The organism is Ruegeria sp. H3 (genome assembly GCF_056533095.1).
Window position 1 is genome coordinate 76,895 of record NZ_JBQFOD010000005.1, and the last position, 14,602, is coordinate 91,496.

General features: G+C 57.7%; 15 protein-coding genes. 12 read left to right on the forward strand and 3 right to left on the reverse strand.

Annotated elements, in window-relative coordinates; genetic code table 11:
* The first annotated feature begins 3 nt into the window (after positions 1 to 3).
* The 5 genes from urtC (at position 4) to rpsD (ending at position 4,130) form a co-directional block, all read left to right on the forward strand.
* Positions 4 to 1,233, forward strand: a complete 1,230-nt coding sequence (urtC, locus tag ACR0JE_RS08005; protein WP_480863807.1) for an urea ABC transporter permease subunit UrtC — start codon at positions 4 to 6, stop codon at positions 1,231 to 1,233.
* Positions 1,230 to 1,970 (forward strand): urea ABC transporter ATP-binding protein UrtD, encoded by a 741-nt coding sequence (gene urtD, locus ACR0JE_RS08010; protein WP_480863809.1) that lies wholly within the window; start codon positions 1,230 to 1,232, stop codon positions 1,968 to 1,970. Before urtC ends, urtD begins: the two co-directional genes overlap by 4 nt.
* 3 nt (positions 1,971 to 1,973) lie before the next feature.
* A complete protein-coding gene (urtE, locus tag ACR0JE_RS08015; RefSeq protein WP_480863811.1) occupies positions 1,974 to 2,669 on the forward strand; it encodes an urea ABC transporter ATP-binding subunit UrtE in 696 nt (231 codons plus the stop codon).
* A 130-nt stretch (positions 2,670 to 2,799) separates the two neighbouring features.
* Complete coding sequence (locus ACR0JE_RS08020) at positions 2,800 to 3,255, forward strand: hypothetical protein (RefSeq protein ID WP_480863812.1); 456 nt, start codon at positions 2,800 to 2,802, stop codon at positions 3,253 to 3,255.
* A 254-nt stretch (positions 3,256 to 3,509) separates the two neighbouring features.
* The gene (gene rpsD, locus ACR0JE_RS08025) at positions 3,510 to 4,130 is read left to right on the forward strand and encodes a 30S ribosomal protein S4 (RefSeq protein WP_170536174.1); all 621 of its coding nucleotides are present in this window, start codon (positions 3,510 to 3,512) and stop codon (positions 4,128 to 4,130) included.
* Between the two features lie 125 nt (positions 4,131 to 4,255).
* Here the strand turns inward: rpsD and ACR0JE_RS08030 are convergent, their stop codons facing one another.
* Positions 4,256 to 4,717: an Lrp/AsnC family transcriptional regulator gene (locus ACR0JE_RS08030; RefSeq protein ID WP_480863813.1), complete on the reverse strand. Its 462-nt coding sequence runs from the start codon at positions 4,715 to 4,717 to the stop codon at positions 4,256 to 4,258.
* 101 nt (positions 4,718 to 4,818) lie between these two features.
* Here ACR0JE_RS08030 and ACR0JE_RS08035 point away from each other — a divergent pair, with 101 nt between their 5' ends.
* From ACR0JE_RS08035 to ACR0JE_RS08050, 4 genes are all read left to right on the forward strand, one after another.
* The gene (locus ACR0JE_RS08035; RefSeq protein WP_480863814.1) at positions 4,819 to 6,234 is read left to right on the forward strand and encodes an aminotransferase class V-fold PLP-dependent enzyme; all 1,416 of its coding nucleotides are present in this window, start codon (positions 4,819 to 4,821) and stop codon (positions 6,232 to 6,234) included.
* Between the two features lie 64 nt (positions 6,235 to 6,298).
* Complete coding sequence (gene hisC, locus ACR0JE_RS08040; protein WP_480863815.1) at positions 6,299 to 7,384, forward strand: histidinol-phosphate transaminase; 1,086 nt, start codon at positions 6,299 to 6,301, stop codon at positions 7,382 to 7,384.
* The gene (locus ACR0JE_RS08045) at positions 7,381 to 8,301 is read left to right on the forward strand and encodes a prephenate/arogenate dehydrogenase family protein (protein WP_480863816.1); all 921 of its coding nucleotides are present in this window, start codon (positions 7,381 to 7,383) and stop codon (positions 8,299 to 8,301) included. The genes hisC and ACR0JE_RS08045 overlap by 4 nt, the downstream gene beginning before the upstream one ends.
* Complete coding sequence (locus ACR0JE_RS08050) at positions 8,298 to 9,143, forward strand: extensin-like domain-containing protein (RefSeq protein WP_480863817.1); 846 nt, start codon at positions 8,298 to 8,300, stop codon at positions 9,141 to 9,143. The genes ACR0JE_RS08045 and ACR0JE_RS08050 overlap by 4 nt, the downstream gene beginning before the upstream one ends.
* Here the strand turns inward: ACR0JE_RS08050 and ACR0JE_RS08055 are convergent.
* Positions 9,140 to 10,141, reverse strand: a complete 1,002-nt coding sequence (locus tag ACR0JE_RS08055; protein ID WP_480863818.1) for a DUF2125 domain-containing protein — start codon at positions 10,139 to 10,141, stop codon at positions 9,140 to 9,142. The two genes, ACR0JE_RS08050 and ACR0JE_RS08055, sit on opposite strands and share 4 nt — an antisense overlap.
* Positions 10,142 to 10,207: 66 nt before the next feature.
* On the opposite strand from ACR0JE_RS08055, the gene ACR0JE_RS08060 reads away from it, so the two are divergent.
* From ACR0JE_RS08060 to ACR0JE_RS08070, 3 genes are all read left to right on the forward strand, one after another.
* Positions 10,208 to 10,738, forward strand: a complete 531-nt coding sequence (locus ACR0JE_RS08060; protein WP_480863819.1) for a gamma-glutamylcyclotransferase — start codon at positions 10,208 to 10,210, stop codon at positions 10,736 to 10,738.
* A 68-nt stretch (positions 10,739 to 10,806) separates the two neighbouring features.
* Entirely contained in the window at positions 10,807 to 11,985 is a 1,179-nt protein-coding gene (locus ACR0JE_RS08065) for a biopolymer transporter ExbB (protein ID WP_480863820.1), read from the forward strand.
* Between the two features lie 3 nt (positions 11,986 to 11,988).
* Positions 11,989 to 13,647, forward strand: coding sequence for a peptidoglycan -binding protein (locus tag ACR0JE_RS08070; protein WP_480863821.1), 1,659 nt, complete (start codon positions 11,989 to 11,991; stop codon positions 13,645 to 13,647).
* Positions 13,648 to 13,678: 31 nt separating this feature from the next.
* On the opposite strand, the gene ACR0JE_RS08075 is transcribed toward ACR0JE_RS08070, so the two are convergent.
* The gene (locus ACR0JE_RS08075) at positions 13,679 to 14,569 is read right to left on the reverse strand and encodes a YHYH protein (protein ID WP_480863822.1); all 891 of its coding nucleotides are present in this window, start codon (positions 14,567 to 14,569) and stop codon (positions 13,679 to 13,681) included.
* Positions 14,570 to 14,602 lie beyond the last annotated feature (33 nt).

A 14,602-nucleotide genomic window follows, 5' to 3' on the forward strand; every position in this document is an offset into this window, starting at 1 on the left:
GCCATGGAACGTAGCTTTGTCGCCAAGAACCCCTCGGTACTGGTCTTTCTGACCATCCTGTCCCTATTCACCTTGGGCGTGACCATCCTGTCCGAAGGGTTCGGAATCGGCGTGATCTCAACCAGTTTCGTCAAGACACTGGGCAAGACCCTGTGCCTGTGCCTGATTGCCGTAGCGATGGATCTGGTCTGGGGATTTACCGGCATCCTATCTTTGGGGCATTTCGCCTTCTTCGGGCTAGGAGGCTACATGATCGGCATGTGGCTGATGTACGAACGCACGCGTCTGATCGTGGTCGAGTCTCTGTCACAAACTGAAATCCCTCCCACCCCGACCGAGGTCGTGGACGCCATCGGAACGCAGATTTTTGGCGTGGTCGGATCGTCGGATTTCCCCTTGATCTGGGCCTTTTCCCATAGCCTGACCCTGCAACTGATACTGGTCGTTTTGGTGCCCGGGCTTCTGGCGCTGATCTTCGGCTGGCTGGCCTTCCGCAGCCGGGTGACGGGTGTATACCTGTCGATCCTGACCCAAGCCATGACACTGGCGCTGGCCCTCTATCTGTTTCAGAACGACAGTGGATTGCGCGGGAACAACGGCTTGTCGGGCCTTCAGAACCTACCCGGAATTAGCGCCTCTCAGGATGTGGTATCGATCTGGTTTCTTTGGGCATCCGCACTGGCGCTGGGGCTGGGCTATATGACGGCCGCGTGGATCGTATCGGGCAAGTTCGGATCGGTTCTCAGGGGCATTCGCGACAATGAGGCGCGGGTTCGGTTCCTAGGGTATTCTGTCGAGGTTTATAAACTTACCGTCTTCACGCTGACCGCCTGTATCGCCGGGATCGCAGGCGCTCTCTACTACCCACAAGCAGGTATTATCAACCCCGAGGAGATCGCCCCGATCGCCTCGATCTATCTGGCCGTGTGGGTCGCTATCGGTGGGCGTGGACGTTTGTACGGCGCAGTTATCGGCGCCGCCTTCGTCAGCCTGCTGAGCACGTGGTTCACCGGCGGGCAGGCGCCGGACATCCCACTTGGGTTCTACACGATCAAATGGGTCGACTGGTGGCAGGTCCTGTTGGGCGTTTCCTTTGTGCTGGTTACGCTGTTCGCCCCACAAGGGATCGGAGGCTTGTTTGACCTTTGGGCTAAGCGAAACCACCCAGACCGGCACGGCGCGGCCCTTGGCCCCGATGACGGGGCATTGCGTGAAAAGGAGGCTACGGAATGAGCACTCTGCTTGAGGTGAGCGGCGTTTCTGTCACCTTCGACGGGTTTCGCGCCATCAACAACCTTTCCTTCCAGATCGGTGAGGCGGAGTTGCGTGCTGTCATTGGCCCAAACGGCGCCGGGAAAACGACGTTCATGGATATTGTGACTGGCAAAACCCGGCCCGACGAAGGTCGTGTGATCTGGGGCGAGAAATCCGTCTCGCTTTTGCGGATGAGCGAGGCCAAGATCGCCCAGGTGGGAGTTGGCAGAAAATTCCAGAAACCGACTGTGTTCGAGGATCAGACGGTGCAGGAGAACCTGCTTATGGCATTAAAGAACAAACGCGGATGGTTGGGTGTTCTGCTGTATCGTCCCGTTGCAAACGACTTGCACAAGGTCGAAGAATTGGCGGCTGAAATTGGCCTGGGCCATGACCTCGACCGCAAGTCAGGTGAGCTGAGCCATGGCCAAAAGCAATGGTTGGAAATTGGCATGTTGCTGGCGCAGGACCCGCGTCTGCTTTTGGTCGATGAACCCGCCGCTGGTATGACGCCGCAAGAACGCGAACACACAACCGATATTCTGGTCAATGCGGCCAAAACCCGTGCCGTCGTGGTCGTTGAACATGACATGGAGTTTGTCCGGCGGCTGAACTGCAAAGTCACTGTCTTGCACGAGGGCTCGGTTCTGGCTGAAGGCAGTCTTGATCATGTGACATCCAACCAGGACGTGATCGATGTCTATCTGGGGCGCTAACTGATGTTAAATTTAACCGATCTGACGTTGCACTATGGGCATTCTCAAATCTTGAACGGAATCTCCATGGAAGCCCGGCAAGGTGAAGTTACCTGTGTCATGGGAACCAATGGCGTTGGAAAAACCAGCCTGATGAAAGCGATCTCAGGCACGCACCCACGTTCAGGAGGCAAGTTAGAATTGGATGGCGAGTCACTGGGCGCCCTGCCTGCGCATCGGATGGCGTTGAAAGGCGTCGCCTACGTGCCGCAAGGGCGCGAGATTTTTCCACTGCTTACGGTGCGTGAGAATCTGGAAACCGGATTTTCGTGTCTGCCGGCATCTGAACATGTCATCCCCGACGAAATCTACGATCTTTTCCCTGTCCTGAAGAAAATGCAAAACCGGCGCGGTGGGGATTTGTCCGGGGGGCAACAGCAGCAGCTGGCTATCGCGCGGGCCCTGATCACAAAGCCACGACTTCTGTTGTTGGACGAGCCGACGGAAGGTATCCAGCCAAATATTATTCAACAGATCGGAGAAGTGATCCGGCACCTCAGAGCCACAGACGCCATGGCAATTGTTTTGGTTGAGCAATACTTCGACTTTGCTTATGACGTTGCCGACAGGCTCGTCGTGCTGCGGCGCGGGGAGGTCATGATCAAAGGTGCAAAGAAAGATTTGACGCGTGATCAGGTCTTGCGGATGGTTAGAGTTTAGATGGTCGGATTTGAATCCGTTCTGCAACAATCTTTGTTATGTTTGAATTTGGTCTCTTTTTTGCCGAATTTCTGGTTGATAGATAGCCACTGGTAACAAGTTAAGTGTGTTTAGGGGTGAACGCGGGCAGATGAGATCAAATCTTAGTGGTCATATAGCAATAACGTGGGCGCAGACCGAGCTTGACGAGCTTGAAGCAGCGCCTTTGGATTCCTTGGTGGTTGGCGCGGCTTGGTCCTGGCGTGGGCAAGCCGTTGTTTTGGCCACAAGCTTGGAGCAAAGCATCGAACGTGTTGGCTCGATGGGTGCGACTTCGTCCTCTGTTGCTGATCGTTTTGCTATTATTCGGGAAGTTGCGGGTGATACCTGCGCCTCAGTCGTTCTGTCGAACGGGGCGCAACAGTTCTGTGCGGATTTGGTCGTGCAAGAGGGTGATGTTGACCCGACATTTGTATTTGAAAACGGCTGCCCGGCACGGGACCAGCAGTTTTGGATCAGCGAAGTGTCGCGCTACGCCACGCCTGCATCGGCGCGCACCGCGCCGGATGCGAACGTTGTCAGCTTTCCTCACCCAGGCTTGTCCTGACTCTTTTTCCTTTGCTGTCTGCATGTAATTGTTCCGGGTTGGTCTAGCTGATCCATAGAGTATGTGTGCCTTGCAGGTTCGATGCATCGAACCGCGGATTAGCGTGTTGACTCTTCCCTTTTTGCAGATATAAGCGCGGCTTCATTGGTGTTGGTGGCCCCCGTAAGGGGATGCCTGTCATGGGGGAAACCTCAAGAGGACAACGCCCTTCATAGTGGCCCTTTGGGCCTCGACTAATACGAAGGAGATCAGCCGTGACCAAACGCACGTCTGCCAAGTACAAAATCGACCGCCGGATGGGCGAAAACATCTGGGGTCGTCCGAAATCCCCGGTTAACCGTCGTGAATACGGCCCCGGCCAGCACGGCCAGCGCCGCAAGGGCAAACTGTCGGACTTTGGTCTGCAGCTGCGCGCCAAGCAGAAGCTGAAAGGCTACTACGGCGACCTGACCGAGAAGCAATTCCGCCGCATTTACGCAGAAGCCGAGCGTGTTAAAGGCGATACCGGTGAAAACCTGATCGGTCTGCTGGAGCGCCGTCTGGACGCTGTTGTTTACCGTGCCAAGTTCGTGCCGACTGTGTTTGCCGCACGTCAATTCGTGAACCACGGCCACGTCAAGGTGAACGGCAAGCGGGTCAACATCCCTAGCTACCGCGTCAAAGAAGGCGATGTGATCGAAGTGCGTGACAAGTCGAAGCAACTGGCTGTTGTTCTTGAAGCTGCTGCTCTGGCCGAGCGTGATGTGCCTGACTACATCGATGCCGACCACTCGAAGATGACCGCGACTTTCGTGCGCGCACCGGGCTTGGGTGATGTGCCTTACCCGGTCATGATGGAACCGAACCTGGTTGTTGAATTCTACGCGAAGAACTGATCTTCGCAGACAAATCGAATTCAAAGGGCCGCGCCATTTGGCGCGGTCTTTTTTGTTTGAAGGGGGGCTCTGCCCCCGTCGCTGCGCGACTCCCCCGGGATACTTCTGGCCAGATGAAGTTGGGATCAGAGGGGGAGCGGGCGCCCTTCGGCAATGGCTTCCATGGCGAAATATGATGTGACACTGTCCAGCTCGACCTTTTCGATCAAGCGTTGGTAAACCTTATCGTAGGATGCCATATCCTGTGTGACGACCTTGAGCTGATAGTCATAGTCTCCACCAATCCGGTGAAAATCCACCACTTCTGGGATCGTCAACACGTGGCGTCTGAAGGCCTGCAGCCAATCGGCCGAGTGATGGCGCGTTCGCAGCATGACAAAAACCACAAGCGTCAGGCCCAGTTTCTCACGTGCGATCCGCGCGGTCGAGCCGATGAGCACTCCGTTTTCATTCAGAGCCTTCAGGCGCCGCCAGCAAGCATTTTGCGACAGGCCAACACGATCCGCCAGTTCGCGCTGAGACAGCGTGGCGTCTTTTTGCAGCTCCTTGAGGATGCGCGTGTCTATCTGATCTAATTTATGCGACATTCCTAATCATATGACACAACTATTAAGAAATATATGCAAAAATAAATGAGCTATTCCCGCGAAGAGTAAATCACCTTGGTGGCATAGCTAGGAGCAATGACATGACCCTGTCCAGATTTCGTGCGGAACTCTGTTCCACCACTCAAAATTCCAATCTGCGCGACGGATTGATCGGAGAGAACGTTCTGATCCCGGGTTTGAATGGGGATGTGCCGCTTGTATATGCGGATTACGTAGCTTCGGGTCGCGCGTTGCAGCAGGTCGAAGATTATGTGGCCCAACATGTTCTGCCGTTCTATGCAAACAGCCACACCGAGGCCTCGTATTGCGGATCATATATGACGGGTCTGCGCCGCGAAGCGCGTGCCGAAATTGCCCGTATTGTGGGGGCTGCCGAGAACGACGCGGTGATCTTCACTGGCTCGGGCGCGACAGCAGGGTTGAACCGTCTGGTTAATTTGCTGGGCGTAGAGGACGCAGCGCAGCCGGTTGTTTTGATTGGTCCATACGAGCACCACTCGAACATTCTGCCTTGGCGGGAAAGTAAGACGCAGGTCGTCGAAATCCCTGAAGCTAAGGGTGGTGGGATTGATCTGGGCGTATTGGAAGAAACGCTGGCGGCACATGCCGATGCTGATCTGGTGATTGGGTCCTTTTCTGCGGCTTCGAATGTCACGGGCATCATCACTGACCCGGATCCGGTCACACGGATGCTCAAGGCACATGGTGCGTTGGCTGTTTGGGACTATGCCGGGGGCGGGCCCTACCTGCCGATGGATATGGGCCCCAAGGATGCGCGTAAGGATGCGATAGTGGTTTCCCCGCATAAGTTTCCGGGCGGGCCGGGCGCGTCGGGTGTCTTGATCGTGAACAAACTCGCGGTGCAGCGGCGACGCCCAAGTTGGCCGGGCGGGGGAACTGTCAGTTTTGTCTCGCCCTGGCGTCATGACTACAGCGACGATCTGTCGGTGCGGGAAGAGGCCGGAACACCCAATGTGATCGGCGACATCCGTGCGGCGTTGGCCTTTATCGTCAAGGATGTTGTCGGCACGGATGAGATCGCCCGGCGTGAAGTGCAGTTCAATCAGATGGCGCTGGACGGTTGGAAAGACAATCCCAATCTAACCTTGTTGGGGGTCGAAGCCGCGCATCGCCTGCCGATCTTCTCGTTCCTGATCCGGGACAACGCGGGTCAGCCCGTGCATCAACAGCTGTTCACCCGGATGTTGAGTGATATCTATGGCATTCAGGCGCGTGGCGGGTGTGCCTGTGCGGGGCCTTATGCGCATCGTTTGCTGGGGATCGAACGCGCCGCATCGGACGAACTGTATGCAGCGCTTTCAGCCGGGGAGGAAATGAAAAAGCCGGGTTGGGTGCGTTTGAACTTCTCCTACCTCATGAGCGAAGAGACGGTTCAATTCATAATCGATAGCGTCAATGACCTATCTCGCCGGACCGAGGAGTTTGCGCCCTATTACAACGCTGACCCGGCGACGGCCCGTTTCAAGGCGGCATAGAGGAATTGCTGCTTTTCTCAATCCCTTGAGACGGGTATGAGAGGCTCATTGAACGGAGCCTCTCATGACCAAGATCACCCCACAACCCGGCATTATGGATATCACGCTCTATCAGGGCGGACAGTCGCATGTGGCCGGTATGGAGCATGTGATCAAGCTGAGTTCGAACGAAAACCCGTTCGGGCCAAGCCCCAAGGCGATTGAAGCGATACGTGGCAGCGCCGCCACTTTGCACCGTTATCCCAGCACCGATCACGCCAGCCTACGTACGGCCATAGGCGCGCGGCACGGTTTAGACCCAGCGCAGATCATATGCGGTGTCGGCAGTGATGAGGTGTTGCAATTCGTCGCTCAGGCTTATGCAGGACCGGGGGATGAGGTGATCTATACCGAGCATGGGTTTTCCATGTACCCGATCATCGCGCGCATGGCCGGGGCGACACCCGTTATGGTGGCCGAGCGGGACCGCAAAGTGGATGTAGATGCCATTTTGGCCGCTGTCACTGGGCAGACGCGGATCGTATTTGTCACTAACCCCGGCAATCCAACCTCGACCATGATCTCAAATGACGCGCTGGAGCGTCTGGCGCAGGATCTGCCTGACAGCTGTCTGCTTGTACTGGACGGGGCCTATGCCGAATTTGTGGATGGGTTCGACGGCGGTGCCTCACTTGTAGATGCCCACGAGAATGTCATTATGACCCGGACCTTTTCGAAAGTGTACGGGCTGGGTGGGATGCGAGTTGGCTGGGGCTATGCGCATCAGACCATCATCGACGTGCTGAACCGGGTGCGACAGCCTTTCAACCTGTCGCTGACCGCTTTGGCCGCGGCGGAGGCTGCTGTGAATGATGTGGAGTTCCTGTCCTTCTGTCAGGCTGAAAACGCGCGGTTGCGCGTGTGGCTGGCCGACGAGCTGGCCAAGATCGGGGTTCACTCGGATCCGTCCTGTACCAATTTCATCCTCGCGCGTTTTGTCGACAGGGCTGAGGCTGAGGCCTGCGACGACTATCTGAAGACGCAGGGTTTGATTGTGCGTCGTGTTGCAGGCTACAACCTGCCAAACGCTTTGCGGATCACCGTGGGCGATGAAGAGGCCTGTCGCCGCGTCGTTGCAGCGATCACCGCATTCAAAGAGGGCGCCGCATGAGCCAGATTTATGACCGCGTTGCGCTGATTGGGCTGGGCCTGATCGCCTCGTCCATGTTCTGGGCCATCAAGCGCGCCGGTTTGGCCGGTGAGGTCACTGGGTATGCGCGGTCCGAGGCAACCCGCGGCACGGCCCGCAAGATCGGCCTATGCGATCGTGTTTGCGACACGGCGCGCGAGGCCGTGGACGGGGCCGATCTGGTGGTGCTTTGCGTTCCGGTCGGCGCGATGGGAGCGGTGGCCGAGGAGATTGCGCCGGTTTTGAAGCCCGGTGCCACCGTCTCTGATGTAGGCTCGGTCAAGCGACATGTGATCCAAAGCGTTCAACCGCATATTCCCGAAGGCGTGCATTTCATCCCTGCACACCCATTGGCAGGGACCGAGCATTCCGGGCCCGAGTCCGGTTTTGCCGAACTGTTCGACAATCGCTGGTGTCTGCTGGTTCCGGTTCAAGGCTCTGATCCGGATGCGATTTCTCGCCTGCGTGCGCTATGGGAGGGTATGGGCTCGAATGTCGATGAGATGGACGCGGATCACCATGATCTGGTTCTTGCCGTCACCTCTCATGCGCCGCACCTGATCGCTTACACGATGGTTGGGGTTGCAGATGATCTGCGCCGGGTCACGGATACCGAGGTCATCAAATACTCGGCTGCCGGCTTCCGTGATTTTACGCGTATCGCTGCCTCGGACCCGACGATGTGGCGGGATGTGTTCCTGTCCAACAAAGACGCGACACTGGAAATTCTGGGGCGGTTTACCGAGGAGCTTTTTGCCCTGCAACGCGCCATTCGCACAGGGGATGGAGAGCACCTGTTCGACTATTTCACCCGCACACGGGCGATCCGGCGGGGCATTATCAATGCGGGCCAGGATACGGACGCACCAGATTTTGGCCGGGGCAAGATCGGATCATGAGGCCGATTGCGGGACACCTTTTGATCGTGGTGGCCGCACTCTGGTGCGGCACCGGCCACGCGTCGGCGCCCGAGCAATCGTTGGTCCCCATCGCGCGCCCATCGGACACCGTCGATCTTGCGGCTGTTACCAGTCGGACGGCAACCCCGTTGAGCATCCCAAACATGCGGCCAGTCCCGCGACCTGTGTCGCCTCAGATCGCCGCCGTTGCGGCGCGACCATCTGATCTGCCGCTGCTCAGCCCGGATACCTCTTTGACGCCGTTTGCGCGGCCAGAGGCTTTGGAACAGCAGATTTTGTTCAAGAAACGCAAGCTGCGCAAAGGCTCTGTCTGTGGGGATATTGCAATACAGGGCAAGCCTGTTGGTCGTGTGACCAGTAAGACCAAGGCTTGTGGGGTCAAGGATGCTGTACAGATCACCTCGGTCTCGGGTGTCACGCTCAGCCGCGCGTCGACGATGGATTGCGGCACGGCAATTGCGCTGAACGAATGGGTCGACAAGTCCGTCAAACCGACCTTCAAGCGACGCGGGCCCGTGGTGCAGTTACAGGTGGCGGCCCACTACGCCTGTCGCACCCGCAACAATCGCAAAGGCGCGCGAATATCAGAGCATGGCAAAGGTCGGGCCATTGATATCTCGGGCTTTGTCATGGCGGATGGAGAGGTTGTGACCGTGCTGAACGGATGGCGCAAGAACCCATCGCAAAAGCAACTTAAGAAAGTCTGGCGTGGAGCGTGTGGGCCGTTTGGCACGGTTCTGGGCCCAAACTCAGATCGGTACCACCGCGATCATTTTCATCTGGACACGGCCCGTTATCGCAGCGGCGCCTATTGTCGCTAACGCAGGATCAGGCGCGGGGCTGGCCCCAAGGGTAGGGGGCCCAATGCCACGAACCCGTCGCGGAAATTCAATTGCAGATCCAGCGCATTTGGATTGCCGCCCAGCCCGGCCAGAAAGTTCAGCGCGCGGGTAACTGGATCAACGGCTTGATCCGGCAGAGCCCCTGCCGCATTGGCCATGGCGATCATATCGCGCCAGTTCTCGGCCTTGATCGCGATTTCACCGGTTGGAATGCCTTGAGCGTCCACATCCAGTTCACCTGCCGCAAACAAGCGAAGCTCACCCCATTTGATTTCGGCCAGTTTCAACGTGATTTCGATAGGTTGGGGACGGTTCTGCTCAATGGCGGTTCGATCCCATGGTTTGTCGAAAACGGTCACCATATCCAGTTCCAGCGTCTCGAACCGTTGGGGCAGCGATGTGGCGGAATGCATAAGCGCGCGCAGGTCATTCCCCGGAGCAAAACCGTCGATCTGCGCGGTGACCGCATAGGCTTCGGGCGTGTCAGTCTGTTCCATCATTAGGCTTAGCGTATTGCCACCGGCCAGCGCATCGGCGTCATCGGTGATTTGCCAGGGCCCTGCTGTTAGCGCCATCTTCTCAAGCATCAGGGCCACGCCCGGTTGTAGCTGTAGTTCGGCCTGCAGATCATCGGCAGTGATGGTCGCGGTTTGATCAAAATAGGACAGACGTTGGGGTGTTTCGGCAAAGCGCAGGATTTGGCGACCGGGCCAGATCGCGGGGCTTTTGAATTCGATCCAATCTGCGCTCCACGCGGTTCCGGTGGCGGGATCGGCCAGTGCTGGGCTGTTCAAGCGGGTGACGTGATGTCCGGGAAAACCCGAGGTTTCAACATCCGCGAATTCGGATTGCCATCCGCGCGCCTGCTGCGCATCAAACCAGCTGGTGATCGCATTGCGCAGCCCAAAGCCCGCAACGAACCAATACAGGCTCCACAGGGTGACGATGAAAAAGAGAACTCGTATCAGTCGGCGCATCCGCTTTGGCCTTTTTCCTGCCTCGGATTTGATGTTTATAGGCCCAAACGGGCAAGGACCAGTGCAATGACGATGTGGGTATTCGGGTATGGATCGCTGTTGTGGAATCCGGGATTTCCCGTCGCCCGCAGCGAGCTTGCAACGCTGCACGGTTACGCGCGCTCCTTCTGCATGAGCTCGATCCATCATCGTGGCACTGAAGAGCATCCGGGCCTTGTGTTGGCGCTGGATGAACAGGCTGAGGCCCATTGCAAAGGGCTGGCTCTGGCGGTTGAGGCCGGGCATGAAGACCGTACATTGCACGAGCTGCGCGAGCGCGAGTTGATCTCATCTGCCTATGTCGAACGGATGCTGGATGTGCATCTGGACAACGGCGACGTCGTGAACGCCGTCACTTATGTGATCGATGCGCATCATGTGCAGTATTGCGGGGGGATGCCACTGGAAGAACAGGCCCAGATCATTGCCCACGCAATTGGCGGGCGGGGGCCGAACACTGAATATCTTTATAATACCACGGAACATTTGGCCGAGATCGGGTTGCATGACCCTGATCTTGAGTGGTTGTCGCAACGGGTGCGGAGCATTACCGCATAAACCCTTGGCGTCACCGGCGGAATTTCGCTATTTTCAAGTCAGAGCAGGCAAAATCGGGAACCACGCGCATGGCGCAGGCACATCAGGGCGCGAGACCCCATTTCTCGCATCCCATTCGTCAGATCGTGATGATGCTGATAGCAATCGGTCTGGCCGGGCTGGGTGTGTTTCTGGCGTTGCCATATGTGTTGCCGGTCTTCTTCGCCAACCCATATTTAAACGGCTTCATTCTGATGGTCTTCGTCATCGGTGTGATCGCGTGTTTCTATCAGGTCACCCAGCTGATCGGATCGGTCCGCTGGATCGAGGCGTTTGTCGGTGGGGTCGTCCGCGAAGATGCGCGCACACCGCAACTTTTGGCGCCTTTGGCCTCGCTGCTGCGCGAACGCGGCGCGCGGTCCCAGATCAGCTCGACTTCAACCCGGTCCATTCTGGATTCGGTTGCGGAACGGGTTGAAGAAGAACGCGAAATCACGCGCTACATTACCAATGTCCTGATTTATCTGGGTCTGTTGGGAACCTTCTTCGGTCTGGCCACCACGGTTCCAGCGATCGTCGACACAATCCGCAGCCTGAACCCGCAAGAGGGTGAGGAAGGCTTGACCGTTTTCAACCGTCTCATGACGGGGCTTGAGGCGCAGCTGCAAGGCATGGGCGTGGCCTTCGGGTCCTCGCTGCTGGGCCTTGCCGGGTCGCTGATCGTGGGTTTGCTTGAGGTATTCGCAGGTCATGGGCAGAACCGGTTCTATCGCGAGCTTGAGGAATGGCTGTCATCGATTACTCGTGTGGGCTTTGCCTCGGGCGAAGAAGGGGGTGCGGAAATCGCCGTACTGGCCCCGGTTCTGGACGCGATGTCCGAGCAGATGGATGCGCTGCAGGACCTGTTTTCCGCGCAGGAGCAAGACCGGGCGGAGGTATCGGGCAAGCTGGGTCAACTGGTCGGCGTGATCGGCGAGATGAACCAGCGTCAGACGGATAATGAGGGGATCACCGCCGCGTTGGAACGCGTTGCGCTTGGGCAGGATGCGCTGCTGGATCACATGCGCGAACATGGTGCAGGCGAAGGCATTGATGCCGAAAGCCGAATGCGCCTGCGGTCTATGGATGTGCAACTGCTGCGTATTCTCGAAGAGATTTCGGCAGGCCGTCAGGAAAGCATGAATGAGTTCCGCAAGGATATCGAATTGCTGGTCAAGGCGTTGACACTTCCTCGCGGTGCGGTGCGCCGCACCCACGAAGGAGAGTAACTCATGGCCCTCTCCCGTCGTACTGGTCAGCGATTCCAGGGCTCGGTCTGGCCCGGTTTCGTGGATGCGATGACGGGCCTCTTGATGGTGCTGACCTTTGTGCTGACCATTTTCATGGTCGTGCAGTTTGTACTGCGAGAAACGATCTCTGGGCAAGAAGATGAACTGACCGCACTCGCGGACGAGGTGGCAGCGCTGGCGGGTGCCTTGGGTCTGGAAGAGCGCGAAAACAGCCGTTTGCAAGCGCGGTTGGGGGCTTTGAACGCAACCCTGACACAGGCCGAGGAAGATCTGGCCCAAGCGAAGGGCCGCATCACCGATTTTGAAGCCCAGGTCGCGGCGCTGTTGGCCGATCAGGCCCGGGCGCAAGAGGATATCGCTGCGTTGGAAGATCAGCGCGCATCTTTGAACCAGGCCCTGGCGCAAAGCCGCGCGGAAATTGACGCGCAGGCCGAAGCTGCTCGTCTTGCCGCCGCCCGCCGTGAAGCGCTGGAAGCACTGGTTGCCGATCTCGAACAAACCGGCGAGGAGCGGGCCGCACAGATCGCAGAGCTGGAACAACAGCTGACCGAGGAAGAAGCCGCGCGCCTTGCTGAGGCCGCAGCAGCCGAGAACCTGCGCAACCGTTTGCAGGACGCCGATGCCGAGTTGACAGCCATGACCCTTGCGCTTGAAGCACAGCGGAAAGAGGCCGAGGAAACCCTGACATTGCTGGCCGCAGCGCGCGCCGCGCGCGCGGAACTGGAACGTCAATTCGGTGATTTGGACACCGAGGAGCTTAGGGCCCAGTTAGAAGCCGCTTTGGAGGCCCAGACCGAAGCGCGGGCAGACGCGGCAGAACAGCGATCGCTGGTCGAACAACAAGCTGCCCTTCTAGATGTCGCGCGCGAGACGCTGTCGGCTGAGCAAGCGATTTCTGCCAAGGCACAGCGCGAGGCTGCTTTGCTGAACCAGCAGATCGCGGCCCTGCGTGGTCAGTTGGGATCATTGCAGGCGCTGTTGGATGACTATGAAGAACGCAATACGGCTGCTGAGATTCAGATTCAAACCCTCGGTCAGGATCTGAACGCAGCATTGGCCCGCGCCGCCTCAGAGGAGCGCCGCCGCCGATTGCTGGAAGAGGCAGAGCGGATCCGGCTGGAGGCCGAGGCGGAGGAACTGACGGATCAGAACCAGGAGCTGACGGCGCAGGCAGAAGATCTGCAACGTTACCGGTCAGAGTTCTTTGGTCGATTGCGCGACGTTCTGGGCAATCAGGAAGGCGTGCGGATCGAAGGCGACCGGTTCGTGTTCTCGTCCGAAGTATTGTTCGACACAGGTTCGGCCGTGTTGTCGCCGGAAGGTAGGCAAGAGGTGGCGAAAGTCGCTGCGATCCTGCGCACTGTAGCCGCAGAAATCCCTGAGGGTTTGAATTGGGTCATTCGGGTCGACGGTCACACTGACAACGTACCGCTTGCCGGGTCCGGACGCTATCGCGACAATTGGGAGCTAAGCCAGGGCCGCGCGTTGTCGGTGGTCCGCTATATGGTCGACGCTTTGGGCATCCCGCCGAACCGTCTTGCGGCCAACGGGTTTGGAGAGTTCCAGCCGGTAAACCCAGACAATACGCCACAAGCTCGGGCACAGAACCGGCGAATCGAGCTGAAGCTGACCGAAAGGTAGCTTCAGCCTGTCCGATGCGGGGCTTGGGGCTTCAACGTCTTCCGAATTTGAAGCTTTGGTCAGGTGTCCCTTTGAAACAGCGCGGAACCACCGGATAATCCTCGGTTAGAAAGTAGGCATATGTCCCGTCGGGATACTCTTCAGATACCGTGAATGCGCCATTGCATTGATCCAGCGTGCCATGGCCAGATGTATAAACGTAATCCTCGTTGAACGTGCCATCGTATCGTCCGCTCGGGCCATCGCCGCCAGGGCGGTTGCCGGATTTCAAGCGATAAGATGGGGTCATTTCGGTCACGCGCCCGTTGACAACCCCCGTCATGGCGTAAATCGGAAACCCGTCTGCGGCGTATCCAATCAGGGGCGAATGCCGTTCAGGTGACCAGTTTATTAGCTCGATCAGGCCGGTTGGGATGCCGTGGTAGTGATACTTACCGTTCGGTTGAACATGCGCATAGTTGGCATCCAGACCTAAGGCGATCGCACCGCCTAGGGCATTGTAAGACCAGCCCGAATTTGGATCCCCATGCCAGAATTCCGCAGCGAGCGGGTCGAACACAACGCCGTTCAATGAAACACCAAAATTCCACCCCATGCGCAGAGGTGTTACGTTTTCGGTGCTTTGGGGGTTGGCAGGAACGCTCAGCTTGACGTTCTGAGTTGAGACTTGGTGCGGGTTGCCGCGATTTGGAAACTGTCCCACCAGATGATCCGGGATACCGTTGGCCGACAGTTTGATGTTCGAGCCGGTCATGTTTACTTTCGATCGGCTTTTGCCTGGGTCAACGGTTGCGGGAAGCAAATCCAGTGGTCTGGTCTGTATTTCATCATGATAACGGAACCGATGCTGAGCCGTGGCAACAACCGCAGCGGCCGAGATTGCAAACGCGGTGCTCCAGATAATGGCGATCTTGGTGTTCACACCGTTCTCCCTTGCTGATGTGTTATGGAATTG